Here is a 26,952-nt window from a genome sequence, read left to right as displayed (position 1 = left end):
CATCCATCAATACCGCGCATATTTGGGGTAATTGGATCTGTGATTTCGTTGACATCATCACCTTCAAAGCGAATGGCTGTTTCTTCCATACCTAAATGACAATGACTTTCAACTAAACCAGGAAATACAAAGAGTCCATTTAAATCTTGTACATCTTCACCAACATCTGGTGTTAGATTTTTTCCTACTTGTGTAAATACACCCTTATCGATTTTAAAATCGCCTACAAAAGGTTCTTGTTCCATTGTATAAATGGTTGCGTTCTTGAATAACATATAATCACCTCTAGAATCTATTGTATCACGTTGTGAAAAATATTACATATAAGATGAAAATGTTTTGTAAATGAAGCCCATTTGTTTTTCAAGTTCTTATTCTATATAATGATTCTTGGTGAGTTTATGAAAAAGGTAAAAAGAAAAGTGAATAGAAAAAGAATCGCAATTGTCGTGTTGATTCCAGTGATTTGTATCGCATTATTGATTGCGAATTTTACAAGTATTCGATTGAGTATTAAGGGATATCATAAAGAAGATAAGAAAGTTGTATTAAAATTAGAAAAAGATGACATCAAAGATATCTTGGACTATGATCAAATTATTGATATTTCAAAGTGGGATAAGGTTAAAAATGATTCGCATTATTTATTGTATGATGAATATTACAGGGCTTCAAAAAAGAGTGTGAAGAAAGTTGTTTATTATATTGATTCTTACTATGAAAGAATGGAAGATTTGAATTATTTAGGATATACAAAAGATGTATTGTTTAAAAATTCAGATGTATATACCATTTCAAATTTGGATACATTGATCTCGGCTAGTGTACCTTATAAAAAGGCAGAGAAATATTTGGCAATTAAAGGGGCACAAATCAAAGATATCAAGGAATATGTAGATTCTGGATTCAAACCATTAAAAGCTGTATTAACCGTTTCTTATCCAGGCATTGATTCAAGTAAGCGTGATGATCGTACATATACCATTGAGGATCCTTCAAATATGTTGGTTTTAATTAAGAATGGTTTTAGTGTTCCAAGTGATTATGTACCAAGTGATTTAAGAGATGTAAATATTCCTTATGAAAGTGAAGTGGGGCAATTAAGAGATTGCGCGGCAACGGCACTTGAAAATATGTATAAGGATGGCTTGAAACAAGGGTATAGTATTGCGATTAAGAGTTCGTATCGTTCTTATAAAACGCAATTAGCTGTTTATAATGAATATTTTGCGATGTATGAAGCGGCTTATGCGGCAAGTTTAGTTTCTGTTCCAGGATCAAGTGAACACCAATGCGGATTGAGTGTGGATCTAACAAGTCAAAGTGTAATGGATGGAACGTATGGGACATTTGGTGAAACACCAGACTATAATTGGGTTGAAGAAAATGCCTATAAATATGGATTTATTTTGCGTTTCCCAGAAAATGCAGGTGATAGAACAGGTGCTACAAATGAGCCATGGCATTTTAGATATGTAGGAAAAGAAGCCGCTAAAGAAATTCATGATAAAGGATGGATCTTAGAGGATTATATTGAGCATCATGGATTTGCATATAATTTGCGTTTGAATTGACGTATATAAAGGAATTAGTTTAAACTGACTATGGTGATGATTATGTGGTTAGGATTACTAATTCCTTTTTTTGGTACTACTTTAGGCTCAGCCATTGTGTACTTTATCAAAAATAAAAAGAATGAACTTTTATCTAGATGCTTTTCAGGTATTGCCTCTGGTGTCATGGTGGCTGCTAGTATTTGGTCTTTATTGATTCCAGCGATGGAACAAGAAAAGAATATTTTGATTATTGTACTTGGCATATTCTTAGGAGCTTTATTACTTCTTTTCTTAGATTGTATTGTTCCTCATATGCATCCTGGAACAAATGATGAAGAGGGAAAAGAATCGCATTTTAAGAAAACCACAAAGCTAGTATTTGCGGTAACTTTGCATAATATTCCAGAAGGAATGGCTGTTGGTATAGTACTAGCACAAGCAATTCGAACAGGAAGTATATATGCGGCTTTAGCTTTATCCATTGGGATTGCGATACAAAATTTTCCGGAAGGCGCTATTTTATCTTTACCCTTAAAGAGCAATGGCTTTTCAAAACATAAGGCATTTTTGATAGGTTCATTATCGGGTATTGTAGAACCTATATTTGGTTTTTTCACAATTTTGTTTTCAAATTGGATCTTACAATGTTTACCGTTTTGTTTAAGTTTTGCGGCAGGAGCCATGTTGTTTGTGGTGATTGAAGAACTTGTTCCTGAAATGGCTCAAGGAAAACATTCGAATCTTCCAACAATTTCTTTCTTGTTTGGATTTTGTGTGATGATGGTATTGGATGTAATTTTAGGATAAGCTTTCAATTTTTTCAGAAAAGAGTTAATATTATTTTACATTATGTAGAAGACCAATATGGAATTCTGCATTTTCTTTTGGGAAGGGTGAAGGCGTTGGAAAGCACAGATTTATTAAAGGGAAGCATATGGAAATCAATATTGATATTTTCTTTACCATTACTGGTTGGAAATTTATTTCAACAATTATACAATACAGTCGATTCATATGTGGTAGGAAACTTTGTCAGTTCACATGCCCTTGCCGCCGTAGGACAATCGACTTCCATCATTAATATGTTAGTTGGATTCTTTATGGGATTATCAACGGGTGCTGGTGTTGTGATTGCACAATATTTTGGAGCCAAAGAAACAAAGAAGATGCAGGATTCCATTCATACATCTTTAGCTTTAACTTTAGTTTTATGTGTCTTATTCACAATATTGGGTATTGCCCTTTCTAAACCCATCTTAGTTATGATTGGTTCTCCTAAAGAAGTTTTACCTTTGGCCGTGATCTATCTTCAAATTTATTTTGCGGGTGTGTCCTTTTCATTAATTTATAATATGGGAGCCGGAATTTTAAGAGCTTTGGGCGATAGTAAAAATCCGTTGATTTACTTAGTCGTATCGAGTTTAGTCAATATTGTATTAGACTTTGTGTTTGTGATCTACTTTCATTTAGGTGTTGCCGGTGTTGGTATTGCGACAACTTTGGCACAGCTTGTTTCTGCCATTCTAGTCATGCATGAATTGATGCATACAGATAAAGAGTATAAGGTATATATTTCTAAGATTCGTTTTTCAAAGCCCATTCTATCAAGAATTATTTCGATTGGAATACCGGCAGCTCTACAAAATAGTATAGTTTCTTTTTCCAATGTGATTGTTCAATCGTATATTTCTAAATTTGGATCGGCTGCTGTTGCAGGGTATAGTACAACTACAAAACTAGATGGTTTCTTGCAGCTTCCAATTCAAAGTTTCTCGATGGCTATCACAACGTTTGTGGGACAGAATTATGGGGCTCAAAACTATAAGCGTGTAAGAAAAGGCTTGTATACAACATTATTGATGTGTGAAATAATCATCGCGTTAGGAGCCTTCTTGATTTATACAAATGGAGAGTTCTTAGTTGGATTATTCTCACAAGATAAAGATGTGATTGTAGCTGGTGTGACTATGATTTCTGTCTTTGCGCCAGGCTATATCTTCCTTCCTTTATCCCATATTACTGCAGGTGCTTTAAGAGGTGTTGGTTTATCTAAAGTACCAATGTATTCAATGATTTTATGTTTCGTTATTTTAAGACAAGTCTATTTATTTGTGGCAACACAATTTAGTTCGGAATTAATTACTGTATTCTTGGGTTGGCCATTGACATGGATCGTAAATGCGGCACTATTGATGGGGTATTATCATATATATTCAAAAAAACTAGTAAGAGGCGATATTTATTAATCGTCTCCTTTTTTTATACCCCCTATAAAATGGGTAATGGGTATAAAGGGTATAATAAAATGGAAGTTGAAAAAATTGTATGTGAAACTATAGAAGTAATGTAATGTTGCCTCTTTTTCATGTTATTGATTTATCGTGGAGAAAATACAGAAATGGATACTATTCAGTATTTAAATGTTGAAAACTATTTAAAAAGTTTGTAGAGAACAAGGTAAGGGGCGAGATTTAGTAGAGTCTCGCCTTTTTTCTTTGTTTTGAATTGGGAATATTTAATTCCTTTCGATATTTTGATATGGTTCTTCTGGATGCGTAGAGTTCCATATTTTTAAGTTCTTCTACAATTTCTTCATCTTGTAGAGGATTTTCTGGATTTTCCACTTCAATCAATAATTGAATGGCTTTTTGAATCGAGTCTTTACTGCTTCCTTTGTGTGTCTTTGAAATAAATAAATCTTTTACAGGATACATATGATCATTAAATTCATAATATTTATCACTCAGAGTCCTAGAAACGGTTGAAATCGAGTAGCCTGATTCTTCAGCAATTTCTTTAAGTGTGCATTCTTTTAAATCATCTTGAAATAGAAAATAATTCTTTTGATGGGTAATTAAGATATTTGCGAGTAAAAGAATGGTTTTATTTCGCCGGTTGATACTATCTATATAAAATTTAGCTTCATTTAAATATTTTTTAGCTTCTTTTGACAATTTTACTTCTTCACAATGAAGCGATAGATTTCCCATTTCTTTGGGGATGATTTTTAATTGATCTTCATCAATTTCAATTGTGAATTCAGGTAAAGCTAAATTTGTCGTACTTTCTGTGTCATATTCACTGCAAGGAAATGGATTGCACTCTTGCATGTGTGCTAATTCATCAAATACAGTTTCATAAGGTATATCTAAAGATTCAGAAATTGTATAGAAATCTTTTTCTTCAAGTTCTTTTGAATAATTCTTTAAAATCGTGTATGCGACTGTATAGCCTTTTGTTTTTAATTGAATCATTAAAGAATCAATACTGTTTTTAGCAGCCACACCAATAGGTTCAAAGGTTTGAATGAAAGAGAGTGTTTCTTCAAATTGGGCTTTAGTGCATTTTAAGTCCGATAGGACAGTATGGATATCTTGATCAAAGAAACCATGACTATCTAAGGATTCAATAATATAATTGGCAATGGGTTCATTGTATTTTTTGGTGCTTGTATGCAGCTGCAAATAAAGTTCATCCTTTAGACTCGGTTTATTGGATATGCCGGTTTCAAGATATTGTTGGATATCTTGACTGGGAGTGTATTCTAAAAAGGGATTGTTTTGACTGACATTATATAAAAGATCGGATAAAGTCTGTCGATCTTTACTTAATATTTCAAGATGGGACTTTAAACCTGTTGTCATATGCAATGTCTGTTTGTAGGTGTGTGTATAAATCAAATCTTGTTTCATATGTATATATGTTATAACATATTATGGTATAATAATTCAAAAAAAGTGGAGGGTAACATGATAGAAAAAATATTAGCATATATTTTAGCATGCTGCGACAAGGAAGATTTTGATAAGACTAGTGTTGCCTTGATTAGTGAAAATCTAAAGATAAGTCGTTCGCAGGTGTCTGTTGTATTAAATAAATTAGTAAAAGAAAATAAATTGATTCGCATTGAATCAAAGCCGTTTTATTTCATATCTGTCGAGTATTTAAAAGAAAAGGCAATTCCTTTTAAGGGTTGTGTATATGCAAGTTTAGATGATTTATTGTCAAATCAGGAAAAGAAGGATTTTGAAAAACTAGTGGGCATGAATCATTCTTTGGCTCAAACTGTTAAACAATGTAAAGCTACTATTTCGTATCCCCCTAATGGTTTACCTATGTTACTTTATGGGCCTACAGGAACAGGTAAGTCTTTAATTGCAAAGTTGACGTATGAGTGGGCAAAAAATCAGGGCGTCATTTCAAAAGATGGACAGTTTGTACAGGTCAATTGTAGTGAATATGCCAACAACCCTGAATTATTAACGGCCAACTTATTTGGTCATGTTAAAGGTGCTTTTACAGGAGCTGAAAAAGACAATGAAGGTCTGATTGCGTTAGCTAACAATGGTGTTTTATTTTTAGATGAGGTCCACGAACTAAAGGCTGAATGCCAGGAAAAGTTGTTCTTGTTTATGGATCAAGGTATTTATCATCGTGTGGGTGATAATGAAAAGTGGTATAAGTCTAATGTTCGTATTGTATTTGCGACTACAGAAAATCCGAATAAAGTACTGTTAAAAACATTAATGCGACGTATTCCCATGACAATCATCATTCCTAGTCTTGAACAAAGAGGTACGCAAGAGCGTATTGAGTTGTTGTATGATATTTTTAGTCGGGAAGAAAAACGTTTAGATTGTCAGATCAAGATGAGTAGCAAAGTGTATAATGCGCTGTTACAAAGTAAGATGCCAGGTAATATTGGTCAATTAAAGAGTAGTGTGCAGTCTTGTTGTATCAATTCTTTATTTGATAAGGTCAATGACGAATTAGTGATTCATTTGGACAGTTTGCCTAAAGATCTTTTACAGCAGGTTTATGCGAATCAAAAAACGGTCTTGGATGATGATGAATATATATATGTGGATGATTTGCAGGGGTACTATAATGGTACAAAAGAAATTCTTCAATTAAATGATAGCTTGTTGGCGTGTTATCGAAAATATAAAGAGGAACATACAAGCTTGTCGGATTTTATGGCAAAAGAAAAGAATTATGTTCAAAAATATTTTGATAACTTGATCTTTAGAAAGAAAGAATCGAGTCAGGTCGATTATTATAATCGTGGTGTGCAGCATATCTTTAACTTGATTGAATCGCGGTATGGATTAAAAATTACAAATAATGAAACGTTAGCTATCGCATCTTATTTAGATGAGATTCATCATGAATATCATGATTTAAGAAGCTGGTTTTTAAAACATGAAGAAGAGTGTGATGATTTATATCAATTGTTGCAAGAAGAATTTTTTAGAGCGACCAATGTATCTCTAGAAATTTGTACGTATTTAAAGTCCTATCTAGAAATGGATATGTATTCCATTATTATTTGTACATTTATCTTCTATGTTTATAATGTACAAAAAGATTCAAGGCTTTCTCAAAAAGCAGCTGTTGTTCTATCGCATGGTTTTTCTACGGCTTCAAGTATTGCGGATGCTGCCAATCGTTTTTTAGGACAATATATTTTTGATGCGCTAGATATGCCTTTATATATTGATACGGCCACAATGATTGAGAAACTGAATCGGTATTTGGATCATATTGGCAAGGTCAAAGAATTGTATCTTTTAGTGGATATGGGTAGTTTGGAAGATATTTATAAAGGTTTGCATATAGAAAATGCGAATATTGGAATTATCAACAATGTGAGTACTCCAATCGCTTTAGAAATTGGAAATGGAATTCGTAATAATGTAGAGATGGAGAGCATACTACAAAAAACGATTGATGCTTTCCGTGTCAATTTTGCGTATCATATTGAAAAGCATCAACAAAAACAGCCAGTCATTCTATGTTCTTGCGCAAGTGGATTGGGTACGGCCAAGAAATTAAAGTCGATGTTGGAGCAATCTTTTCCAGATGGAATCAATTTAGATGTGAAGACGTTGAATTATTCGGAATTGATTGAATTAGGTAAAAAGAACAATGTATTTGAAGAATATGATGTTTTATGTGTACTTGGAACGTTAGATCCAAATATGGAGGATATTCCATTTGTGGGTATTGAAGATTTGATTATTGAAGATACATTTGGAGATTTCAATCAATACTTCAAAGATTATATGAATGAAGAACAGCTGTCTTTGTTTGATAAAAATATTCTGCATAATTTCTCATTGAGTAATATTATGAATGCACTAACGATATTAAATCCGGCAAAACTATTAGAGCAGGTTGCCAATGCGATTGATGTTTTACAAAAGTATGTTGGTGTTCGTTTCAGCAATCGAACTTGTTTTGGATTGTACGTACACATTTGTTGTTTGATCGAAAGACTTGTTGTTTCAAGAAATGCTGAGTATGATCCAAGCTTGGATTTCTTAAATGAACACAAAGATTTTGTGGACTATGTTAAGAAGGCGTTTAAGCAAGTAGAAGATTTCTATGGTGTAGATATTCCTACAGAGGAAATGATTCATATTTATAATTATGTGAAGAATAACTAGTAAAGATGGGGAAACTCATCTTTTTTTTGTAAGCTTATTTCTATGGCATAATATTTGCTTGTATATAAGTGAACGACGTAATACAGAAAGGAGAAAGATGAATGAGCAGAGTAATATTTGCCTCACATGGAGGATTATCTAAAGGAATGAAAGATTCAGTTTCTATGATCGTTGGAGATTTAGCTAAGGATGTAGAAACATATAGCTTGCTTCCTGGACAAAATCCTGAAGATTTTTATCAAGAAGTTTTGAAAGAAGCAAAAGAAAGCGAAGAACAAATTGTAATCTTGTGTGATATCAAAGGTGGAAGTATTCACACAGCTTTATCTAAACTTGCAGTATTGGATAATGTAATGATTTTTTCAGGAATGAACATGGGATTGGCATTAGATGTAGTGATGAAAAGCTTGGACCAAAATCTTGAATTAGCAGATGCGAACGATTTGATTGAAGCCGCTAAAGAGGGAATGACAGTTATGAATGGTATGACAAGCGAAGATGATGAAGATTTCTAATAGGAGGAGAAAAAAATGATCAAATTATTAAGAGTGGATCACAGATTGTTACATGGTCAAGTTGCTTTTTCTTGGAAAAATGCAGTTGAAGCAGATTGTATCTTAATTGCGTGCGATGCAGTTATGAAAGATGATTTAAGAAAAACATCAATTAAGTTGGCAAAACCAAGTGGTGTTAAATTAGTTATTAAAAATATGGATGATGCAGTAAATGCGATCAACAGTGGTGTTACAGACAAATACAAATTATTGACTGTAGTTGAATCGATTAAGGATGCTGAAAGATTGTGTAAAGAGTGCAACATCAATAAATTAAATCTTGGTGGTACTAAGGCTACTGCTGAAACTCGTAATATTTCAAAGGCAATGAATATTACTCCAGCAGAAGAAACAATTTTAAAAGGATTATGTGAATCAGGTGTGGATGTAACAATTCAGATGGTTCCAGAAGATAGTCCAGTAAACGTAGAGAAAGTATTATAGGAGGAGAAATATGTTATTACAAGCAATTTTACTTGGCTTGGTAGCAATGCTTGGAAATGCTGAATATTTGTTCGGTACAAGCTTGTTGTCAAGACCATTGGTTATGGGAGCTTTGACAGGCGTTGTACTTGGTGATATCCCAACAGGTGTTACTTTAGCGGCAACATTAGAATTAGCATTTATGGGAGCTTTCTCAATCGGAGCTAGTATTCCACCTGAAATGATTTCAGGAACCGTATTAGGAACAGCTTTCACAATCACAACAGGAGCTGGACCAGAAACTGCATTGACTGTTGGTTTACCAGTTGCTTCATTGGTTTTAATCGCAAAGAACGTTGGAATGGTATTTATTTTACCTCCATTTGTTCACAAAGCAGATGCATATGCAGCTGAAGGAAATATGGCTGGCGTTGCGAGAATGCACTTCTTAGGTGGATTCTTTGGTGTTAACTTGATTATCGGTGTTATCGTAGCATGTGGATACTATGCAGGTGGACCTGCTGTACAGGCTTTATTAAATGTAATTCCTGAATGGATCTCAAATGGTTTACAAATTACAATGGGCTTATTACCTGCAATTGGATTTGGCTTATTGTTGATGATGATCATGGACAAAGAAGTTGCATGTTTCTTCTTCTTAGGATTCGCATTAAGCGTATACTTAGGAATTCCAGTAACTGCAATTGCAATTTTTGGAGCTATTATTGCCATCGTATTAACTCAATTACGTAGCAACTCAGCTCAAACAGCTACAGAAGGAGGATTAGACGAAGATGACGACTTCTAATAAATTAACAAAAAAAGAATTAAATCAAGTATTTTGGCGTTCATTCGGAATGGAATGGGACTGGAACTATGAAAGACAGATGAACATGGCATACTGCTACTGTATGTTACCAGTAATCAAAAAATTGTATTCAAATAAAGAAGACCAAATTGCAGCTATGCAACGTCACTTGGAATTCTTCAATACAACACCTCAATTGTCAACATTGATTCTTGGTATCAGTGCTGCTATGGAAGAAAGTAACGCAAATGATTCTAACTTCGATACAGAAAGTATCAATAGCGTTAAGGTTTCATTGATGGGACCTTTAGCTGGTATTGGTGACTCATTCATCTGGGGAACATTACGTATCATCGCTACTGGTGTTGGTCTATCATTAGCGAACCAAGGAAATATCTTAGGACCTATCTTATTCTTATTGATCTTCAACATCCCTGCTCAAGGATTACGTTATTACTTAATGAACGCTGGTTATAAATTAGGTAGTGGATTCTTGGCTAAGATCCAGGAAAATGGATTGATGTCAAAACTTACTTATGCAGCAAGCGTTTTAGGATTGATGGTTGTTGGTGGTATGACTGCTGAAAACGTTTCAATCAAATTCCCATTGGCATTTGGTTCTGGTGATGAAGCAACTACATTAAATGATGTATTCAACAATATCATGCCTGGTTTAATGCCATTATTATTCACATTATTGGTTTACTACTTATTGAAAAAGAAAAATATTAAGACAACTACATTGTTGTTATTGTGTGTCGCAATCGGATTGATTGGCTCATTCTTTGGTATCTTAGGTTGTTAATAAATTTAAATAAATGGAGGAAAAGAAAATGATTAAATTTAATGAACAAGAAAAAATCGATAGCGTAAATGGAGCATTGGCTCTACGCCCTCAAATCAACGAAATCGTTGATGAAATCTGCGAACGTGGATATTCAAACATCTGCTGGTTAGGTGTTGGTGGTACTTGGGCAAGTGCTATGCAAGCTACAGTACACATGAAAGAGATGAGTGCTATTGAAACTTGGGCAGAAAATGCTGCAGAATACTTAACTACAGGAAACAAACGTATTACTAAAGATACAGTTGTTATTATCTCTTCTGTAACTGGAAATACTAAAGAAGTTGTTGATGCTATCAAAAAAATCAAAGCAGAAGTTGGCGCTACAGTTATCTCATTTGTTGATGCTAAAGAAGCTATCTTATTGGACTTAGCAGACTACAAGATTTCTTATCCAATTAACGAACAATTAAAATTCTTCATGGTTGCTGACCGTTTCATGTTCAACAATGGTGAATTCGAGGACTACGAAGATATGTATGCAGAATTCGACAAATACTTAGCACAAGATTTAGTAGAAGTTGAAAAGCAAGCTGAACCATTCGCAATTGAATTCGCTAAAAAACACTGGAATGATGAAATGCACTACTTCGTAGGTGCTGGTAACCAATGGGGAGCAACTTACTCATACGCAATGTGCTACTGGGAAGAACAATTATGGTTAAAAACTAAATCAATCACATCAAATGAATTCTTCCACGGTATGTTCGAAATCGTAACTAAAGAAACTCCAGTTACAATTTATATTGGTGAAGATGCTCAACGTCCATTATCTGAACGTGTTGCTAACTTCATTCCAAGAATTTGTGCAAACTACACAATTATCGATTCTAAAGATTACGAATTAAAGGGTATTAGCGAAAAATATCGTAAACACTTGTCTCACCATGTAATGCATGCTGTAAACAACAGAATTGACGTTCACATGGAAATCGAAACTCGTCACCCAATGGAAATCCGTCGTTATTACAGAAGATTAGAATACTAAAATATAAAGGTGGAACCATTCCACCTTTTATATGTTGTTTAGGGGAGGTACATATGGAAAAATTAACAATGCTTGATTATGTGAAAGAAACACCAGGCGTATTAAGAACAAATATTGAACAATACACTGCATTGGTTGAACCATTGATGAAGGAAGTGCAACAAAAAGAAATCAAACGTATTTTGCTTGTGGCTTCTGGATCGAGTCATAATGCATGTTATTGTGCTCGAAGTTTTGTGGAAAAAGTGAGTGGTTTAGAAGTTAGAATCATTACTCCATATACATTTACGTATTATGAAAATGATATTAAAGAAAACGACTTAGTCTTAGTGGTTACACAGAGTGGTTTAAGTACAAATGCAATTGAAGCATTAAAAATTATTAAGAAAAAACAATGTAGAGCTATTTGTTTAACAGGAAATATAAATAGCGATGTAAAAGATGTTGCGGATGTTGTGATTGAATATGGTGTTGGCGAAGAATTAGTTGGCTATGTCACAAAGGGTGTTTCAACTTTAGCGTTATTTTTAGATTTATTCGCAATTACGTATTCTGGTAAGACTGAATATTTAGAAGAGTTAAAAAAAGCTGTCAATTTAAATGAGGAAATGATTGAGAAAGCGACTGAGTTTATTGAATTACACTATAAAGAATTCTCATCTATGTCTTGGGTTTATAGTTGTGGAGCTGGTGCCAATTATGGAACAGCACTTGAAAGTGCATTAAAAATGGGGGAAACCATTCATATTCCAAGTTGCTGTTACGAAATTGAAGAATATATTCATGGTCCGAATTTACAATTAACGCCACAATACAATGTGATTTTCTTTGATGGAAACGATGGCGCAAGTCATCGTGTAGAACAAGTATATAAGGCTACACGCAAAGTAAGTGAGCGTGCTTATTTGATTTCAAATAATCCTGGATTAGCGGATGATGATCATGTTTTAAGCTTGAGTGGTACTGTATCAAGTGAACTTTCACCAATTGTTTATTTACCATTTGTACAACTATTAAGCTTTATTATTTCAAACGATTTACATTCTATTTATCAACATCCATTATTGAAAGAATTTAAGGCTATTGCAGCCGCAAAAACGGAGAATTTTGTGAATTATGATGGAGACGATTAATACTGTTATTTTTGATATGGACGGGTTGATGTTTGATACGGAAACCCTATATATCGATGTGTTTGAAGACATTTGTAAAAAACACGATCATTACTTTCCAAGAGAATATTTACTTGGCATGCTTGGAACAAGTTATTTCGATTATTCGATTTACCATAAGGACTATCCATGGTTAGAGGATATGTTGGAAATTGCGGATGATGAATTTGTTTCTTATTACGAGAAACGCTTTGCGATTCCAGGCTCTGCCAATAAATATGGCTTGAAAGAATTGTATGATTATTTAAAAGCGCATAACTATAGTATTTGTATTGCGTCAAGCTCAAGTGTTACGCACATTAAGCGTTTAGTGAATAACTGCGGGTTTGATTTTAGAGCGGATTTGATGCTTTCATCACAAGATGAATATGCGTCAAAGCCAGCTCCCGATTTATTTTTGGCGTGTGCGAAAAAGATGGGAGTAAAGCCTGAAAATTGTATCGTACTAGAAGATAGTAAGAATGGGATTCGTGCTGCTTATAATGCGAATATGAAAAGGGTTTGGATTCCTGATCAAGTACAATTCAATGATGAAGATATGAAATATGTCCAATATCAATGTGAAAATTTGAAAAGGGTTATAGATATATTAGAAGCAAAGTAACGTTGCTTCTTTTATTGTGCTATACAAATGTTGTTTTTTGGGTCAGAGGCGATATTTATGAATCGTCTCCTTTTTTTGTATACCAAAACATGATATGATGGGTATACCAATTATATAGGGAGAAAAGAGTATGGATAAGGATAATATATATGTACTTCGCGACATAGATTGTTTTATGTCGGTTACAGAAGCGATTCGTGAACAAGGGCTTACTTTAGAAAATCGTATTATTGAAAAGAAAGTGATTGAATCCAATTACTATTTGTCGAAACAATTAAATGTGCCGTTGGCTACTAAACTCTTCTATTTATGTCGTGTTCGATATGTAGAAGGTATTGCTCAATCGATTGAGAAAACATATATTGAATATTCGAAGGTGGAAGGACTTGAAGAATATGATCTTGGGAATACATCGTTTTATGGCCTTTTATTAAAGGAATATGGTATACAGGTTTATGAAACACAAGAAGAATTATTATTGGTGGAAGCAAAAAGGGAAGAAAAAAGATTATTAGGATTAGAAGGAAAATGTGAGATTTTATTAAATCGTGGAACTTCTTATGTTTCAAAAAATGATCATGAGCTTTTTGAATATTTTGAAATGTCAAGTCTACCAAGCTTTTATAGATATAGGAGTGTGTCAGAAATATGAGTGAAAAACCAATCTATGTACAACTGATGGACAGCATCAAAAAGAAAATTCAGGATGGACAGCTTCAAGTCGGAGATCGTTTAGTGAGTGAAAGAGAGATGTCCGAACAATATGGAATCAATCGAATGACGGTGCGAAATGCATTAAAAAAACTACAAGAAGAAGGGGTTATTAAAACAAAAAGAGGCAGTGGAAACTATGTTGCGAAAGTTCCATATGTTGAAGAAAAACTAGAATTAGGTCGTGCCGGTGTTTATTCATTGAGTGCACAGATTCGTCAAAAGGGAATGAAATCGAGTCGTAAAACACTATCTTTGACAAAGATAAAGCCTGAAGATAAATTAAAGGAAGTTTTTCCAAATGAAGATCATATATATGAAATCATTCGTTTATCTTATATCAATGATGAGCCTTATGCATTACAGAAGGTATATATTCCTTGTTCTAAATTTGAGGATGCAGAGCGTTTTGATTTTGAAAGCTTTTCATTATATGACTATATGGATGATTTAGGACATCGACCTAGAACTATGGTTTCTTATTTGCGCATTGATTCTTTGCCGATAGAGTATCGAAAATATATGGATATTGAAAGAAATGTATTTATTTTTGATTATCATGGTTATGATGAGAATCGTGAATTGGTGGAGTATACAATTTCATATCATAATCCAAAGTATTCATCATTTAAATATGTAACCCAAGGCTTGAAGTTTAGAAGTCAATAAATTGGTATATAAGTATATTAGAATAGAGGTGTCTAATTGATGGATACCTCTTTTTTTGCGACTAATATCGAATTGGTATACATATGCGCCAAAGAAATTATTGATATTGGTATACATACATGGTATAAATAAATCAGGAAATGGTATTTGATATATACCAATGTCATTAAGGAGGAGAGAAATATGACATTTATTCAGGCGTTATTAATCGGCTTGATTGCTGGTCTAACCGTTTTGGATGGAAACTGGTTAGGTGAAGCGAAATTTCGTGAACCTGTTGTTACTGGATTTTTAGTTGGTTTAGCTTTAGGTGATGTTACGAAAGGATTGAAGGTTGGTGCAGAATTACAACTTTTATGGATGGGAGCAACTGGTATTGGTCCTACAGCTCAACTTGATATTGGTACTGGTGGAACAATTGGTGCAGCTGTTGCGATTATGACTGGCAAAGGTGCTGAAACAGCTATTCTATTTGGTGTTCCAGTTGCAGTTGTTATGCAGTTTATTAACACGTTACTAATTGCTTCTTATTCTGGATTGATGCACAAAGTAGATAATGATATTGAAGCAGGTAACTTTAAGTCAATCGCATTGACTCATCATTTCTGTAACTGGGCAACATTCGCATTATATTCATTAGTTGCATTTGTAGCTATGTATTTTGGACATGGCGTAATCCAAGCTATCGCAGATGGACTTCCTGCATGGGCAAATGCTGGATTAAACGGTGTAGCTGCATTGCTTCCTGCATTAGGATTTGCGTTATTATTGAACATTATCTTCGAAAAAGATTTAACACCATACTTAATTATTGGATTTGTTCTTGCAGCATATGCAGGTCAAGCCATCACTATGGTTGGTATCACATTGATCGCATTCGCAATCGCAATGATTATTTATCAAATTCGCTCAAACCAAGGAACAGTTGTTCAAAGTGCTTCAGCTTTGGATGATGAATGGGAGGACTAGAACATGGCTAAAAATGATGTAATTAGTGTTGAAAATAATATAACAAAAAAAGATTTTAGAAAAGTATTCTGGAGATCATTTACTTTACTTGGATCATTCAACTATGAAAAGATGGAAGGTCTTGCTTATCTATATTGTATTGAACATATTTTAAAGAAAATTTATAAAGATGATGAAGAAGGCTTAAAACAAGCTATGCTTCGTGAAAGTGCAGCATTCAATATGACAATTGCACCAGCACCATTCGTTATGGGAATCTCAATTGCGATGGAAGAAAGCGTAAAGCGTGATCCTAATTTTGATCCAGCTTCTATCAATGCGATCAAAGTTAGTTTGATGGGTCCATTAAGTGGTATTGGAGATACATTCTTCTGGGGTATCTTTAGAATCTTGGCTTGTTCATTATCAATTGGTTTTGCGAAAGCAGGAAATCCAATTGCTCCATTTATTCTATTAATTTTATTCAACATTCCAACATTCTTAACTCGTTATTATGGATTAAAGATTGGATATACAAGTGGAAATCAATTATTGATTGACTTAGAAAAATCTGGAAAGATGCAATTGTTTACATATTGTGCAGGTATCCTTGGTGTGGCTGCCATTGGTTGTATGATCGCAAGCTGGGTAACTGTATCATGTCCTTTAGAATTCACAATTTCAGGAAATAAAATTGTAATTCAAGAATACTTAGATCAAATTATGCCTAAATTATTGCCTTTAGCTGCAACATTAGGTATTTATTCAGCTATTAAAAAGGAATATCAAAATCACAAAGATTATTTCAGCAATCGTAGTGATTGGATTTGTATTAGGTGTATTTGGCATTATTGCCCTATAGGAGGTTATTATGGCTATAGTAGAAGTACGTGTGGACGATCGTTTGATTCATGGCCAAGTTTGTGGCTATTGGATTCCACAGTTTGATGTACAACGAATTTTGATTGTCGATAATGAAATCGTGAATGATGAAAATCGTAAAGTATCTTTGAAATTTGGTACTCCACCAAGATGTAAATTGTCAATTTTTGATTCGAAGAAAGCTGCAGAGAAATTGCTTCGTAAAATCGATGAAGGAATTCGCGTTATGATTCTAGTGCGTTCACCTGAACCACTTGCTGAAATGTTAGATTATGGCTATACATTTGATCATGTTACTGTAGGTAATATGTCTACAAAAGATGGTGCTAAACAGATTCGTAACAATATGTTTGTGAATGAAAAAGAGGCAGCTGCATTCAAAAAAATCAAAGAACACAATATTCCAATGTATTATCAAATAACACCAAATGTGTCAAAAGATGACATTTCAAAAGAATTTTAAGGAGGATTCGATTATGGCAGAGCCAACAGTATTAGGATATATTAAAGAACAACCAGAAAGATTAAAATATGTTTTTGAAAATAAAGATGTTTTTGTGAAACCATTTGTAGATGTATTCACAAAAAATAATATTAAAAAAGTGATCTTCTTTGGTTCGGGAACATCTTATAATGTATCTATTTTAGGAACTTATTATTTCAAACATCTAGTAGGAATTGATGCAGAATATCAATATCCAACTGTATTTAAAAATTATGAAAAAGCAGATTGGTCAGGACTATTAAAGAAAGATGAAATTCTATATGTTGGTATTTCTCAATCTGGAACATCTATTTCGACTTGTGAAGTCATGAAATACGCAAAACAAGAAGGTTATCATACTTTGGCAATCACGGGGAATCTAAATAGTGAAATTACTAAATATGTAGATACAAAAGTACATCTTTTAGTTGGGGATGAATTGACTCCACCAGAAACAAAAGGATATACAACATCTGTTATTTCTGTATATCTATGGGCTGTTGAATGCGCTCATGTAAAAGGCGTAATGAGTGATGATGAGTATGAAAAAGCTTTGGATGAGACTAAGAAGCTAGTAGATCAATTCCAAACTGTAGTTGATGAAAGTGAAGCTTGGTACGATCGTAACCGCACAACAATTGTAAATAGTGATCGCTTATATTTCTTGGGCTATGGTATTGATTTTGCGACAGCGATTGAAGCACAGTTAAAAGTTGGAGAAATGTTAAGACTTCCTGCATTGGGATATGAAATTGAAGAATATTCTCATGGCCCTACAATGGCTATTTCTAAAAAACAAACCATTTGTATTATTGGAAGTGATGAAGCTGAATTTGAACACAGTGTAGATTTCAGTAAATCCTTTAAAAAATACACAGATCGTGTTCACTTTATCACATGTAAAGATTTAGGAAATGATCCTAGAGATTGTGTATTCTCTGTTAAGACAAATAAATATTTGGCTCCATTGATGTTTACAGTTCCATTCCAATTTGTTGCCGCAAAAGGCGCTAAGGATATTGGTATTGATACAGCTATCAACCCATTTGATGAAAATTTAGCTCACTACAAAGACTAATGAAAGCTATTATTTTTGATATGGATGGTGTCCTAATAAATAGTGAAGTGAAATATCAAGAATTATTTATGCAGTTTTTTAAAGATAGAGGAGTTTTTATTGAAAAAGAAGAACTTCTCTTTCTTATTGGTTGTTCTAGAAAGACAGAAGACGAATTTATCGCTAGTCGATTAGACATGAGTGTAGAAAGGGCACAGGATTTAAAGAAAACATTTTTTGAAAATCATAAAGTGGATTATTTAAAAATACGCATGCCTTATGTATTGGAATTACTTGCATATTTAAAGAATAACGAAATTACGATGGCACTTGCTTCATCTTCTCCAATGGACAATATTGAAGATGTTTTAAAACAATGTGAGATTGAAACTTATTTTAAATATATTGTGAGTGGAGAAAATTTTAAAAGGACAAAACCAGATCCAGAAATTTATGAATATACATGTAAACAAATCGGTGTTTCTAAAGATGAAATATGGGTTGTAGAAGATTCGGAGTATGGAATTGAAGCTGCAAAAAAAGCAGGACTAAAAGTTATGGGATTATATAATAGTAAACTTTATCAAGATTTGACAGACGCAAACTTAATTATAAGTTCACTAAAACAGATTATGGAGGAAGATATATGGTAGGAATTCTTATTACAGGCCATGGTCATTTTGCTAGTGGCATTGCTTCAAGTGTAGAGTTGATCATGCAAAGTCTAGAAGGGGTAGAAGTTGTTGATTTTCCACAAGGAGATACGGCAACGGAATTGAAAGAAAATATGCATAACGCATTAAGTAAATTTGATGGTGAAATTGTTGTGTTTGCGGATTTACTAAGTGGATCTCCATTTAATACGGCTGTTATGGAAGCTTTAGAAAATGAAAAGATCCAAGTTGTCTATGGTACAAATTTGGGCATGTTGATTGAATGTATTATGATGCGTAATATGGGTTCAAGTGCAATTGAAATCGCAAATAAGGCTTGTGAGGTTGGTCAAACTCAAATTGGTAAATTTGAAAAGCAACTAGAATCAGATGATGATTCATCGGATGAGGAGTGGTAAAATGATTCGAAGCATAATGTGGCAGTATATAGAAGAAGAGCCTACATATTTATTGAATATCTTAAATAATCCAGAAAATAAAGAGGTTATTCAAAAAGTAAAGGATTTTGATACTATTTATATATGTGCACATGGAAGTTCTTATAATGCAGCTACTTCAGTTGCTAGTTTTATAAGTGATATGGCTCATGTTCGTGTATATGTCTATACACCTAGTAATTTTAAGCATAATGCCAAATCCATCAATTATGAAAATAAAGATAAGACATTGGTGATTGGTATTAGTGAAACAGGTACAAGTCGAGGCGTTTTAGAAGTTTTAGAACAAATGAAAGATAAAGGTTTTACACTTCTAACACTTACAAATGTAAAAGATTCACCTATGGATACATTAGGAAATCATACGTTGTATTATCATTGTGATGAAGAAGATAGTAATGCGAAGACAAAAGGGTATAGTTGTACATTATTATTGTTGATGTTGATTGGTATTTATTCGGGATATTTCAAAGGATTTGTTTCAAATGAAGAAGTGAAGAAATATTTTGAAGAGTTAAAAAATGAAATCAAGAATCTTGAATCATTAATGGATAGTTTTGTATCTTGGCTTAAAGATGCAAGTTATGGAAAAGATATGAAAGATATCTATGTGATTGGTGATGGAATGCAATTTGGCTCTTGTCTAGAAGGCCAGCTTAAACTAATGGAAACAATGTGTATGCCAACCATGTTTAATGATATTTTAGAATTTTCACATGGTATGCACAGATCTTTAAATACATCTTCACATGTATTGTTGTTGGATGATGGTACGGAAAAGGAATTGATGTACAAAACATATCAATATCTTAAATCTAAACAAATTCCAGTTTTATTGATCACAAATCAAAGTTATGCATATGATGATTATATTTATCCTGTTGATTTATATCATGTGGATCATTCAATATTTTCTATCATTTACTTGATTCAAATCATATCTGTATTTGTACCTGAACTTCATGGTTTAGATCCAAATCGTGATGCGAATAATGACTATACAGATTTTGTGAATACTAGAGTATAATTAAAAAGCAAAGCCCAGATGGGCTTTTCGTATCTAGGGGAGGATGCACATGTTAGAGTTAGTTGTTTTTGATGTTGATGGGTTGATGTTAGATACTGAAAGTGTATGGAAAAAGGCGTTTGACAAGGCAGGAGATAAGTATGGTATTCAAAATATGGGTTCTACATTATTTCCAAAATTGATTGGTAAAAGTGGTAGAGATGAAAAAGAAGTATTGGATCGATATTTATCTTCTGACATTCAAGAATTGGTTATTCAAGAATGGGAACGTATTGGATATGGTATGTTAGAAAAGGAAGTGCCAGTAAAGCCAGGCTTAATTGAAATATTAGATTTTTTGGATGCGCATCATATTAAAAAGGCTGTCGCAACTACGACAAGAAGAGAGCTTACTGAAGATAGATTAAAACGAGTTGGCGTATATGATCGTTTTGATTATGTATTATGTGGGGATGAAGTCATAAATCGTAAACCAGATCCAGAAATTTATTTAAGTGTTTTAAAGAAAATGAATACAGACGCAAGAAATGCTCTAGTCTTAGAGGATAGTGTAGTTGGTGTTGAGGCTGCTTATAGAGCAGGTATTGACTGTATTCAAGTGCCAGATATTATTGCACCTACAGATGTACAAAAGAAGCAGACGGTTTATACTGCGAAAGATTTAATGGAAGCTAGAGATTATATTAAAGAAAATAGGGTATAAAATGCGACAAAATGATTTTGAAAATACTCCTATGTTAAAACTAGTCATGTCTTTAGCTATACCGAGTATGATTGCACAGTTAGTCAACATTTTATATTCCATTGTCGATCGTATGTTTGTAGGACAAATTGAAGAAGTGGGAAATGTATGTTTGGCAGCCGTTGGAATATGTGGGCCAATCGTAACTTTATTATCGAGTTTTGGAACGCTTGTTGGTATTGGTGGTTCAATCTGGCTATCCATGTGTTTAGGGCAAAAGAATGAGAAAAGGGCCAGTCAAATCTTATATAACAGTTTTGTGATGATGGTTGTTCTTTCTATTTGTTTAACATTTGGATTCATTCTTTTAAAACACAATTTGATTTATTGGTTTGGAGGCAGTGATGCCCTTTATCCTTATGCCAATACTTATTTAACAATTTATACATTAGGAACTTTCTTTGCCTTAATGTCGATTGGATTGAATTATTTTATAACGGGACAGGGCTATGCCACTATTGCGATGTTGAGCGTATGTATTGGGGCTTTCACAAATATTATTTTTGACTTTATTTTGATTCGTACACTTAAAATTGGTGTGGCTGGAGCAGCTATTGGTACGGTGATTGCTCAATTTTTATCGTGTATGTTTGTGCTTTGTTTTTTAAGATTTAAATCAAAAATCAAACTTCATAAAGAAGAATTATCTATAGAGAAGATGAAGCACATTGTAAAACTTGGGTTTTCTCCATTTCTGATTATCGCATCCGATTCAATCATTTTGATTGTGATGAATATGATGCTTCAAAAGTATGGTGAAAATATGGGGGATATTTATATTTCGGCTATTACTGTGGCTCAAAGCTATTTCTTATTGATTACAGGACCATTATTAGGAATTAGTTCGGGTACACAACCGATCTTTGCGTATCATTTTGGTTCGCAAAATTTAAAGAAGATCAAAGAAGCCTTTAAAATTGTGATTTCATTTGCGTTTTTATTTTGTTTGGTCATGTTCATTATTTCAATGTGTTACTCAAATGTATTTGTGGCTATGTTTACTAATGATGCCATGACTATGCCAATCGCAAATAGGGCTATTAAAATCTTCTGTTTAGGTATTTTGATGATGTCCATTCAATATGTTTTAGTGGATGGAATTACAGGATTATCTAATGTAAAATTATCATTATTTTTATCATTAAATCGTAAGCTGATGTATTTGGGTTGCACATGTTTATTGCCTGCTTTTTTAGGGGTTTCAAATATTTTCTATGCACAACCTGTAGCAGATATTTATGCAAGTATTGTGACAATCATTTGTTTTATAAAAATCATACCTTCTTATTTAAAAAGCCATGGAGTGAAGTAAGGCGAGATGAACTAACATCTCGTTTTTTTAAATACTATAGTCTTTTTCTGATATAATAGTGGCGTAGGAGGAATTTGTATGTCTATATTTCTAAATCCCGATAATGCGAATTTTAATGAAGCGGTTCATTCAAAAATATATGTGGATAAAACGGGTTTAATTGAATATACAAATAGTGTGCTTTCAACTACAGCTAAATTCATTTGTAATTCAAGACCTAGACGTTTTGGAAAATCCATGACTGCCGATATGCTTTGTGCTTATTATTCAAAGGGATGTGATTCTAGAGAATTATTTCAGCCATATACGATTTCTTCGTGTTCTACATTTGAAAAGTATATAAATCAGTATGATGTCATTCATATTGATGTACAGTGGTGTAAAGATCAAGTTGAAAATATAAATGATATTGTCAATTATATCAAAGAGAGTTGTATGCATGAATTACAGAATGAGTATTGCAATATTGACTATAATGGAATTATTTCTTTGTCTGGTACACTTTCTAAAATCAATGATGAAACAGGACATCGCTTTGTGGTAATCATTGATGAATGGGATGTATTGATTCGTGATAATGCGGATAATAAAAAATTACTAGAAGAATATATTGATTTCTTAAAAGGATTATTTAAAGGATCACAACCTTCTCGTTATATCGCATTAGCGTATTTAACAGGTATTTTACCAATCAAAAGAACGATGACACAGTCCGCATTGAATAATTTTGATGAATATACAATGTTAAATCCAGGTCCATTGGCTTCTTTTATCGGATTTACAGAGGGGGAAGTAAAAGGATTAAGTAATAAATACAATATAGATTTTGATAGAATTAAAAAATGGTATGATGGATATTACTTAAATCATCAGCATGTATATAATCCGAAAGCCGTTGTGAGTTTATTTACTTTAGGTGTGTTTCAAGGTTATTGGGCACAGACAAGTAGCTATGAATCAATTCATAGTTTGATTCAAATGAATTTTGATGGCTTAAAAGAAGCTGTTTTAGAAATGTTAAGTGGTAATGAAGTGAAGATGCAGACAACGTCTTTTCAAAATGATATGGTTTCATTTAAAAATATGGATGATGTCTTAACGGCATTGGTTCATTTAGGATATTTGGGATACAATCAAACATATAAGACGGTATTTATTCCAAATGAAGAAATTCGACAAGAATTTGTGAATTCTGTTTCAGAAGATAAATGGAATGATTTGATTCAATTTGAAAGGGAATCGGATACCATTTTAGAAGCAACTTGTCAAATGAAGACAGAAGTTGTAGCTAAACAAATGGAAAAGATTCATAATACGTATGCTTCTAATATTACATATCATAATGAAAATAGTTTGAGCAGTGTTTTAACAATTGCGTATTTATCAACTTTGAAATATTATTTTAAACCAATACGAGAATTGCCAACAGGAAGAGGATTTGCGGATTTTGTTTATATTCCTAAACTTGAATATAAAGATTATTATCCTGCCTTATTGGTGGAGCTAAAATGGAATCATAATGTTCAAAGTGCATTAGATCAAATCAAGGAAAAAGTATATCCTCAATCGATTCAAGAATATACCGATAATTTATTATTGGTTGGAATTACTTATGATTCCAAGACAAAAGAACATCGTTGTAAAATAGAGAAGTTTTAATGGTATTAAAAATAGGTGATAATTATGTTTTTTAAGAAAGAGAAAAAGATGAATGTTCCAGATTTATGGAATTTTATGACATCCTTAAATAAAAAGGATAAGGCTTTGTTTGAAGAACTATTAGATAATGATAATGAACCTTTGGAATATAAGGGTGATGTCAAACAGGGTGGTTTATTGAAGAATAAAAAAATGATTGAAAGAAGGGTCATTGAAAAAGAAGAGGATGGAAGATTGCGTGATTATACGCAATATCGTATTCAGCCAGATGTATATGAAGTATTAAAACCTTCTTATGATCAGTTTTATTCAATTATTGGTGATTAAGCTTGTAGAAATACAGGCTTTTTTTCTTTGTAGGTGCAAATCATAAGGCAAAAAAAGCCCTTAAAGGTGCAAATGGAGGAGTGAAAAAAGTGCTTATAGGTGCAAATGAAGTTAATAAAAAAGTCCTTAAAGGTGCAAATGGAAATGAAAATATGCTAGAATATCTTTAGATAAAGCATATTTTATAGTTGGCAATAAATGAAAAAGCTGTCTTATTCGACAGCTTTTTAGAATATTTTATTTTCAAGCATTTGTTCGATGATTGTAAATACAGTCTGTTCCATTCTTCCATCATATAACATTCTATGTTTGGCACCTTCAATATATATTAATCGTTTCTTTTGGGCCGGAATTTTTTTATAGGCATGAGTAGAACTTGATGGGGCAATCACTTCATCACTTGTTCCATGCAACATAAGGATTGGACATTCAATTTGAGAAATGGATTCTTTATATTGAGAAACAATCTTTGTGAAGGCTTGGTACTGCTTTGAGCTTGGGCCTTTCTTTTCTTTGTCGGATTTTTTAAATAAACCCGTTACTTTTTTGATGTCAAGATATTCAAAGGCCGGTGCACAAAGGATTAAGGATTGCACTTTATAAATGCTAGCCAAATAACTGGCGATTACACCTCCCATGGAGAATCCAATTAGAATGACATTGGGATTTTCTTTAATGGCAAGACTTAATTTGGCTTCACATCTTTGTACCCAATCTTTGTAGTTGGCATCATTTGGATTGTTTAAATCATACATATCAAATTGGATTACTTCATATTTTTTAGCTTTTAAATAGCGCGCTAATGGATCAAATTCATGACTTAGATTTCTTCCAAATCCATGGATTGTTACTATTATAGGTTTCTTTCTTCGATTAAATAAAGACATTCGCATCACCTCGTTGTATAATTATTATAACATCTATTGAAAGGAAGGTCACATGTATCATGAAGGCAACTTTACTGATTAAAAATATTGAAAATTTATATACATGTGATAAGAATTTTACAATCTTACATCATGCCTTTATTGCATGTCACCATGATAAGATTATTGAAATCAATACGGGTTCTTATAAAGAATGGCTTGATCCTGCAACACGAGTGATTGATGCGCAAGGTGAATGCGTTGTACCAGCTTTTATTGATTGTCAATTTAAAAGTTTTACACACGTACGTTTAGGCGATCAATTAAGACAAGATATCAATGCGTTGTATGCGATGCGCCAAAATGGAATCTTAACTTTGATTTGTGACAATCCAAATTCGCAAAGAATGAAGTTGGAACAGGATGTTTTTTATAAAAAGAATCAGCCTAAGCTTCCGGTTTTACATCGTTTAAATGAATTAAATGATAAAATTCCAGAAACTTTTTTAATGAGTTGTGGATTTGGACTTCCAAACTCCTATGTATATAGTATGGCACCTATGAGTTATGTATTGTTTCAAACACATCGAGTGTGTTCGAGAACATTATTAGAAAGTATGACGTCTTTGCCAGCTAAAGAATTTAATTTACTAGATCGTGGATCGATTGAAATTGGAAAAACGGCAGATCTTTTAGTTTTACAAGTCACAACGATTGAACATTATTTTCAGACTTTAGGAAGACCGTTGATTCATCGTATGATCAAAAATGGGATTCAATTCTATCCCGAGTGGATGGTTTGTTAGGAAGAGTTTTCTTCCTTTTTTCTTTTTCTAAACAAAAAAAGATGGACTAGTCATTTGTCCATCTTCCAAAGATTCCACATGGTAATACACTATCATTTGTCGTAACAGGAAGTAGGTTTTCACCACATTCAATGTGTCCACCTTTTTCTTTTTGAATCGATCTAGATAAAGCTTCATTGAGTGTTGAACAACTAAATCCAGTTGTATAACAGTTCACAATAAAGAATAGGGCATCATCACTTAAAATCTTCATACATTCTTGAATCAATGGGAATAATTCTTCTTCCAATTTCCAAAGTTCACCATTAGGACCTCTACCATAACTAGGTGGATCCATGACGATACCATCGTATTTTCTTCCTCTTCTTTGTTCTCTTTTTACAAATTTAATACAATCATCCACAATAAAACGAATCGTATGATCTTGTAAATTCGAAAGTTGCATGTTTTCTTTTGCCCATTGAATCATACCTTTTGAAGCATCAACATGCACAACTTCTTTCGCTCCCGCTTTTGAGCAGGCCATGGTAGCGCCACCTGTATAGGCAAATAGATTTAAGATTCTTAAATCATCACGTTTTGATTCTTTGATCTTATTGGCCATAAAATCCCAGTTGCTAGCTTGTTCAGGGAATAGTCCCGTGTGTTTAAATCCGGTTGGACTGATTTTAAAACGTAATCCTTTATATCCAATAGTCCAGAATTCTTTAACAGGCTTTTTCATTTCCCAATGACCACCACCCGATTTAGAACGGTGATATACAGCATCGGCTTTATTCCATGCACGCTCATCTTCAATTGGCCAGATTGCCACAGGATCCGGTCTTCTAAGAATCGTTTGATTCCATCTTTCTAGTTTTTCTTTATTTCCAGTATCAATAACTTCATAGTCTTGCCATTCTTTAGCAATTTGATTCATACTTAAGTTCTCCTTTAACCATTTGATTATAACA

At 33.2% G+C, this 26,952-nt stretch carries 28 protein-coding genes and 1 pseudogene; 25 read left to right on the top strand and 4 right to left on the bottom strand.

Annotated features, from left to right (window positions below):
* Positions 1-275 (bottom strand): annotated as a pseudogene (locus EUBIFOR_RS12885) (amidohydrolase); the annotation flags it as partial.
* Positions 276-401: 126 nt separating this feature from the next.
* On the opposite strand from EUBIFOR_RS12885, the gene EUBIFOR_RS02100 reads away from it, so the two are divergent.
* The 3 genes from EUBIFOR_RS02100 to EUBIFOR_RS02090 all read left to right on the top strand — a co-directional run bounded on the left by EUBIFOR_RS02100 (position 402) and on the right by EUBIFOR_RS02090 (position 3,802).
* Positions 402-1,574: a M15 family metallopeptidase gene (locus EUBIFOR_RS02100; RefSeq protein ID WP_040466071.1), complete on the top strand. Its 1,173-nt coding sequence runs from the start codon at positions 402-404 to the stop codon at positions 1,572-1,574.
* Between the two features lie 36 nt (positions 1,575-1,610).
* Positions 1,611-2,363 (top strand): ZIP family metal transporter, encoded by a 753-nt coding sequence (locus tag EUBIFOR_RS02095; RefSeq protein WP_040466169.1) that lies wholly within the window; start codon positions 1,611-1,613, stop codon positions 2,361-2,363.
* An 86-nt stretch (positions 2,364-2,449) separates the two neighbouring features.
* The gene (locus EUBIFOR_RS02090) at positions 2,450-3,802 is read left to right on the top strand and encodes an MATE family efflux transporter (RefSeq protein ID WP_040466168.1); all 1,353 of its coding nucleotides are present in this window, start codon (positions 2,450-2,452) and stop codon (positions 3,800-3,802) included.
* Positions 3,803-4,027: 225 nt separating this feature from the next.
* Here EUBIFOR_RS02090 and EUBIFOR_RS02085 read toward each other — a convergent pair whose 3' ends face one another.
* Positions 4,028-5,248, bottom strand: a complete 1,221-nt coding sequence (locus tag EUBIFOR_RS02085; RefSeq protein ID WP_003864244.1) for an RNA polymerase factor sigma-54 — start codon at positions 5,246-5,248, stop codon at positions 4,028-4,030.
* 57 nt (positions 5,249-5,305) lie between these two features.
* Between EUBIFOR_RS02085 and EUBIFOR_RS02080 the strand changes: the two genes are divergently transcribed.
* From EUBIFOR_RS02080 to EUBIFOR_RS01980, 21 genes are all read left to right on the top strand, one after another.
* Positions 5,306-8,005, top strand: coding sequence for a sigma 54-interacting transcriptional regulator (locus EUBIFOR_RS02080; protein WP_040466070.1), 2,700 nt, complete (start codon positions 5,306-5,308; stop codon positions 8,003-8,005).
* Between the two features lie 101 nt (positions 8,006-8,106).
* On the top strand, positions 8,107-8,520 hold the full coding sequence (locus tag EUBIFOR_RS02075) for a PTS sugar transporter subunit IIA (RefSeq protein ID WP_003864242.1): 414 nt from the start codon (positions 8,107-8,109) through the stop codon (positions 8,518-8,520).
* Positions 8,521-8,535: 15 nt separating this feature from the next.
* The gene (locus EUBIFOR_RS02070; protein WP_003864241.1) at positions 8,536-9,003 is read left to right on the top strand and encodes a PTS sugar transporter subunit IIB; all 468 of its coding nucleotides are present in this window, start codon (positions 8,536-8,538) and stop codon (positions 9,001-9,003) included.
* Between the two features lie 10 nt (positions 9,004-9,013).
* Positions 9,014-9,790 (top strand): PTS mannose/fructose/sorbose/N-acetylgalactosamine transporter subunit IIC, encoded by a 777-nt coding sequence (locus tag EUBIFOR_RS02065; RefSeq protein WP_003864240.1) that lies wholly within the window; start codon positions 9,014-9,016, stop codon positions 9,788-9,790.
* The gene (locus EUBIFOR_RS02060) at positions 9,777-10,595 is read left to right on the top strand and encodes a PTS system mannose/fructose/sorbose family transporter subunit IID (protein WP_003864239.1); all 819 of its coding nucleotides are present in this window, start codon (positions 9,777-9,779) and stop codon (positions 10,593-10,595) included. Before EUBIFOR_RS02065 ends, EUBIFOR_RS02060 begins: the two co-directional genes overlap by 14 nt.
* Before the next feature lie 28 nt (positions 10,596-10,623).
* On the top strand, positions 10,624-11,622 hold the full coding sequence (locus tag EUBIFOR_RS02055; protein ID WP_040466069.1) for an SIS domain-containing protein: 999 nt from the start codon (positions 10,624-10,626) through the stop codon (positions 11,620-11,622).
* 53 nt (positions 11,623-11,675) lie between these two features.
* Positions 11,676-12,755, top strand: coding sequence for an SIS domain-containing protein (locus tag EUBIFOR_RS02050; protein ID WP_003864237.1), 1,080 nt, complete (start codon positions 11,676-11,678; stop codon positions 12,753-12,755).
* On the top strand, positions 12,739-13,398 hold the full coding sequence (locus EUBIFOR_RS02045; RefSeq protein WP_003864236.1) for an HAD family hydrolase: 660 nt from the start codon (positions 12,739-12,741) through the stop codon (positions 13,396-13,398). Before EUBIFOR_RS02050 ends, EUBIFOR_RS02045 begins: the two co-directional genes overlap by 17 nt.
* 130 nt (positions 13,399-13,528) lie before the next feature.
* Positions 13,529-14,050 carry a UTRA domain-containing protein gene (locus EUBIFOR_RS02040; RefSeq protein ID WP_003864235.1) on the top strand — a complete coding sequence of 174 codons (522 nt, stop codon included), beginning with the start codon at positions 13,529-13,531 and terminating at the stop codon, positions 14,048-14,050.
* Complete coding sequence (locus tag EUBIFOR_RS02035) at positions 14,047-14,778, top strand: GntR family transcriptional regulator (protein ID WP_003864234.1); 732 nt, start codon at positions 14,047-14,049, stop codon at positions 14,776-14,778. The genes EUBIFOR_RS02040 and EUBIFOR_RS02035 overlap by 4 nt, the downstream gene beginning before the upstream one ends.
* A gap of 183 nt (positions 14,779-14,961) precedes the next feature.
* Complete coding sequence (locus tag EUBIFOR_RS02030) at positions 14,962-15,747, top strand: PTS mannose/fructose/sorbose/N-acetylgalactosamine transporter subunit IIC (RefSeq protein WP_003864233.1); 786 nt, start codon at positions 14,962-14,964, stop codon at positions 15,745-15,747.
* A 3-nt stretch (positions 15,748-15,750) separates the two neighbouring features.
* On the top strand, positions 15,751-16,674 hold the full coding sequence (locus tag EUBIFOR_RS02025; protein ID WP_003864232.1) for a PTS system mannose/fructose/sorbose family transporter subunit IID: 924 nt from the start codon (positions 15,751-15,753) through the stop codon (positions 16,672-16,674).
* A complete protein-coding gene (locus tag EUBIFOR_RS02020) occupies positions 16,598-17,071 on the top strand; it encodes a PTS sugar transporter subunit IIB (protein WP_040466068.1) in 474 nt (157 codons plus the stop codon). Before EUBIFOR_RS02025 ends, EUBIFOR_RS02020 begins: the two co-directional genes overlap by 77 nt.
* Before the next feature lie 13 nt (positions 17,072-17,084).
* On the top strand, positions 17,085-18,170 hold the full coding sequence (locus tag EUBIFOR_RS02015) for an SIS domain-containing protein (protein ID WP_040466067.1): 1,086 nt from the start codon (positions 17,085-17,087) through the stop codon (positions 18,168-18,170).
* The gene (locus EUBIFOR_RS02010) at positions 18,170-18,802 is read left to right on the top strand and encodes an HAD family hydrolase (protein WP_003864229.1); all 633 of its coding nucleotides are present in this window, start codon (positions 18,170-18,172) and stop codon (positions 18,800-18,802) included. The genes EUBIFOR_RS02015 and EUBIFOR_RS02010 overlap by 1 nt, the downstream gene beginning before the upstream one ends.
* Positions 18,796-19,221 (top strand): PTS sugar transporter subunit IIA, encoded by a 426-nt coding sequence (locus EUBIFOR_RS02005; protein WP_003864228.1) that lies wholly within the window; start codon positions 18,796-18,798, stop codon positions 19,219-19,221. Before EUBIFOR_RS02010 ends, EUBIFOR_RS02005 begins: the two co-directional genes overlap by 7 nt.
* Before the next feature lies 1 nt (position 19,222).
* Positions 19,223-20,287 carry an SIS domain-containing protein gene (locus EUBIFOR_RS02000; RefSeq protein ID WP_050755924.1) on the top strand — a complete coding sequence of 355 codons (1,065 nt, stop codon included), beginning with the start codon at positions 19,223-19,225 and terminating at the stop codon, positions 20,285-20,287.
* Between the two features lie 49 nt (positions 20,288-20,336).
* A complete protein-coding gene (locus EUBIFOR_RS01995) occupies positions 20,337-20,990 on the top strand; it encodes an HAD family hydrolase (protein ID WP_003864226.1) in 654 nt (217 codons plus the stop codon).
* Position 20,991: 1 nt separating this feature from the next.
* On the top strand, positions 20,992-22,341 hold the full coding sequence (locus EUBIFOR_RS01990) for an MATE family efflux transporter (protein ID WP_003864225.1): 1,350 nt from the start codon (positions 20,992-20,994) through the stop codon (positions 22,339-22,341).
* Between the two features lie 78 nt (positions 22,342-22,419).
* Positions 22,420-24,000, top strand: a complete 1,581-nt coding sequence (locus tag EUBIFOR_RS01985; RefSeq protein WP_003864224.1) for an AAA family ATPase — start codon at positions 22,420-22,422, stop codon at positions 23,998-24,000.
* Between the two features lie 24 nt (positions 24,001-24,024).
* Positions 24,025-24,327: a hypothetical protein gene (locus EUBIFOR_RS01980; RefSeq protein ID WP_003864223.1), complete on the top strand. Its 303-nt coding sequence runs from the start codon at positions 24,025-24,027 to the stop codon at positions 24,325-24,327.
* 227 nt (positions 24,328-24,554) lie between these two features.
* Here the strand turns inward: EUBIFOR_RS01980 and EUBIFOR_RS01975 are convergent, their stop codons facing one another.
* The gene (locus tag EUBIFOR_RS01975) at positions 24,555-25,214 is read right to left on the bottom strand and encodes an alpha/beta hydrolase (RefSeq protein WP_003864222.1); all 660 of its coding nucleotides are present in this window, start codon (positions 25,212-25,214) and stop codon (positions 24,555-24,557) included.
* 59 nt (positions 25,215-25,273) lie between these two features.
* Between EUBIFOR_RS01975 and EUBIFOR_RS01970 the strand changes: the two genes are divergently transcribed.
* Positions 25,274-25,999: a hypothetical protein gene (locus EUBIFOR_RS01970; protein WP_003864221.1), complete on the top strand. Its 726-nt coding sequence runs from the start codon at positions 25,274-25,276 to the stop codon at positions 25,997-25,999.
* A 46-nt stretch (positions 26,000-26,045) separates the two neighbouring features.
* Here EUBIFOR_RS01970 and EUBIFOR_RS01965 read toward each other — a convergent pair whose 3' ends face one another.
* Positions 26,046-26,918, bottom strand: coding sequence for a class I SAM-dependent methyltransferase (locus EUBIFOR_RS01965; RefSeq protein WP_003864220.1), 873 nt, complete (start codon positions 26,916-26,918; stop codon positions 26,046-26,048).
* Positions 26,919-26,952: the final 34 nt, after the last annotated feature.

Origin of the sequence: Holdemanella biformis DSM 3989, from assembly GCF_000156655.1 — a bacterium.
GTDB lineage: Bacteria > Bacillota_I > Bacilli_A > Erysipelotrichales > Erysipelotrichaceae > Holdemanella > Holdemanella biformis.
This window is presented reverse-complemented; position numbering and strand designations above follow the sequence as displayed.

Coding starts and splice junctions, on each gene's coding strand:
- EUBIFOR_RS02100 (WP_040466071.1), top strand. CDS start 402: ATGAAAAAGGTAAAAAGAAAAGTGAATAGAAAAAGAATCGCAATTGTC.
- EUBIFOR_RS02095 (WP_040466169.1), top strand. CDS start 1,611: ATGATTATGTGGTTAGGATTACTAATTCCTTTTTTTGGTACTACTTTA.
- EUBIFOR_RS02085 (WP_003864244.1), bottom strand. CDS start 5,248: ATGAAACAAGATTTGATTTATACACACACCTACAAACAGACATTGCAT.
- EUBIFOR_RS02080 (WP_040466070.1), top strand. CDS start 5,306: ATGATAGAAAAAATATTAGCATATATTTTAGCATGCTGCGACAAGGAA.
- EUBIFOR_RS02075 (WP_003864242.1), top strand. CDS start 8,107: ATGAGCAGAGTAATATTTGCCTCACATGGAGGATTATCTAAAGGAATG.
- EUBIFOR_RS02070 (WP_003864241.1), top strand. CDS start 8,536: ATGATCAAATTATTAAGAGTGGATCACAGATTGTTACATGGTCAAGTT.
- EUBIFOR_RS02065 (WP_003864240.1), top strand. CDS start 9,014: ATGTTATTACAAGCAATTTTACTTGGCTTGGTAGCAATGCTTGGAAAT.
- EUBIFOR_RS02060 (WP_003864239.1), top strand. CDS start 9,777: ATGACGACTTCTAATAAATTAACAAAAAAAGAATTAAATCAAGTATTT.
- EUBIFOR_RS02055 (WP_040466069.1), top strand. CDS start 10,624: ATGATTAAATTTAATGAACAAGAAAAAATCGATAGCGTAAATGGAGCA.
- EUBIFOR_RS02050 (WP_003864237.1), top strand. CDS start 11,676: ATGGAAAAATTAACAATGCTTGATTATGTGAAAGAAACACCAGGCGTA.
- EUBIFOR_RS02045 (WP_003864236.1), top strand. CDS start 12,739: ATGATGGAGACGATTAATACTGTTATTTTTGATATGGACGGGTTGATG.
- EUBIFOR_RS02040 (WP_003864235.1), top strand. CDS start 13,529: ATGGATAAGGATAATATATATGTACTTCGCGACATAGATTGTTTTATG.
- EUBIFOR_RS02035 (WP_003864234.1), top strand. CDS start 14,047: ATGAGTGAAAAACCAATCTATGTACAACTGATGGACAGCATCAAAAAG.
- EUBIFOR_RS02030 (WP_003864233.1), top strand. CDS start 14,962: ATGACATTTATTCAGGCGTTATTAATCGGCTTGATTGCTGGTCTAACC.
- EUBIFOR_RS02025 (WP_003864232.1), top strand. CDS start 15,751: ATGGCTAAAAATGATGTAATTAGTGTTGAAAATAATATAACAAAAAAA.
- EUBIFOR_RS02020 (WP_040466068.1), top strand. CDS start 16,598: ATGGCTATAGTAGAAGTACGTGTGGACGATCGTTTGATTCATGGCCAA.
- EUBIFOR_RS02015 (WP_040466067.1), top strand. CDS start 17,085: ATGGCAGAGCCAACAGTATTAGGATATATTAAAGAACAACCAGAAAGA.
- EUBIFOR_RS02010 (WP_003864229.1), top strand. CDS start 18,170: ATGAAAGCTATTATTTTTGATATGGATGGTGTCCTAATAAATAGTGAA.
- EUBIFOR_RS02005 (WP_003864228.1), top strand. CDS start 18,796: ATGGTAGGAATTCTTATTACAGGCCATGGTCATTTTGCTAGTGGCATT.
- EUBIFOR_RS02000 (WP_050755924.1), top strand. CDS start 19,223: ATGATTCGAAGCATAATGTGGCAGTATATAGAAGAAGAGCCTACATAT.
- EUBIFOR_RS01995 (WP_003864226.1), top strand. CDS start 20,337: ATGTTAGAGTTAGTTGTTTTTGATGTTGATGGGTTGATGTTAGATACT.
- EUBIFOR_RS01990 (WP_003864225.1), top strand. CDS start 20,992: ATGCGACAAAATGATTTTGAAAATACTCCTATGTTAAAACTAGTCATG.
- EUBIFOR_RS01985 (WP_003864224.1), top strand. CDS start 22,420: ATGTCTATATTTCTAAATCCCGATAATGCGAATTTTAATGAAGCGGTT.
- EUBIFOR_RS01980 (WP_003864223.1), top strand. CDS start 24,025: ATGTTTTTTAAGAAAGAGAAAAAGATGAATGTTCCAGATTTATGGAAT.
- EUBIFOR_RS01975 (WP_003864222.1), bottom strand. CDS start 25,214: ATGTCTTTATTTAATCGAAGAAAGAAACCTATAATAGTAACAATCCAT.
- EUBIFOR_RS01970 (WP_003864221.1), top strand. CDS start 25,274: ATGAAGGCAACTTTACTGATTAAAAATATTGAAAATTTATATACATGT.
- EUBIFOR_RS01965 (WP_003864220.1), bottom strand. CDS start 26,918: ATGAATCAAATTGCTAAAGAATGGCAAGACTATGAAGTTATTGATACT.